This is a genomic window from Floridaenema aerugineum BLCC-F46, assembly GCF_041929345.1.
Classification (GTDB): domain Bacteria; phylum Cyanobacteriota; class Cyanobacteriia; order Cyanobacteriales; family Aerosakkonemataceae; genus Floridanema; species Floridanema aerugineum.
Genome location: NZ_JBHFNQ010000239.1, coordinates 1 through 1,216, shown reverse-complemented (window position 1 = coordinate 1,216; position 1,216 = coordinate 1). Strand labels below are relative to the sequence as shown.

Here is a 1,216-nt window from a genome sequence, read left to right as displayed (position 1 = left end):
AGAACTAGCTAAGTTTATGAAGTCGTTGGGGGTGGAAAAAGCGATGAATTTGGATGGTGGCAGTTCCTCGTCTTTCTATTACAAAGGGCAGACGTTCTATGGCAAAGTGGACAGCAAGGGAAATTGGGTAAAGCGACCTGTCAAATCAGTTTTACTGGTTTTTTAGAATTTGTGCGCCATGGCGCACATTTTTAGCGCCTGGGATACCCAACTTTTTGAACTTTTCATTGCTTTAAAGCTAACTATGTCTGCTAGTTGCTATAAAGCCATTTCCGACACCTGTAGGCAACATTTGAGCGATCGCTCTCAGACTTCAGTTTGACCGATCGCACTCACATTCGGATCGAGGTCGCCGCCTGTATTGTAAACATAATCAAATGCTCCCCGATCGCCCAGTAAGTGCGCTCGCAAAAATAGTCCACTCCAGCGAGCGATCGCACCGTATTTCAAAAAAGTTTATACCATACATTGTACTTTTTGTCAACCTCTTTGACTGGACTGGCGCTGTAAGTACTGAGATATTTCTGAAAAAACTTCCGTGAAAAGCCTGATACCGGATGACGAAGGATTCTATTTCAAATATAAACAGATTGTTTTTTCAAGTTACTATGCGCTGCTGTCTGCTGCCAATATTAGTAGAAAGAAATCAGCTTCAGTCAACCGCCAGTCTCAGTCAGAGATAGTAAAAAATGAAAAAAGAGAGATTTGCTCCTGAATGTCTTGACTAAGAATCATACGGTTTTTTTCAAATGCTAAGTCTCCTTGAGAAGAGGAGGCTTATTTTTTGAGGATATTTAGTTTTTTACTAATCATTAAAGATTTACTTTACCTAATTTGAATAGGTAGGTATGTTGTTCATAAATCATTTAGATGTGGTTGGGTTATTCGCCCAAATTCTTGTATAAATAGCAATTTCAGATTAGTTTATCAATGTCCTCTGTATAAGGAATGTCTTAATAAATACTTAATAATCTCCTACTTTATGTCACTAATAGTACGGGGTAAATAAAATTTTGTAACATAAATAATAGCAGGAGTACAGTGGTTTTGTTTACATTTGTTATTGAAAAAAATTGCTCTTACCCCTTTACAAGCCCAAGGAAAATTGATAAGTTCATATTGTCGGAAGCAAAGGCAAACGCCTCGCACCGATAACAACAAAAACAACAAATGAGTAAAGGTACAAAACAATGGCAGTTGAAAAAACCAATTCTTC

The 1,216-nt window shown here is 37.7% G+C and carries 1 protein-coding gene; it reads left to right on the top strand.

Annotated elements, in window-relative coordinates:
- The coding region (locus tag ACE1CC_RS33095) for a phosphodiester glycosidase family protein (protein ID WP_413274690.1) at nucleotides 1-166 on the top strand (166 nt) is incomplete at its 5' end.
- Between the last annotated feature and the right edge of the window lie 1,050 nt (nucleotides 167-1,216).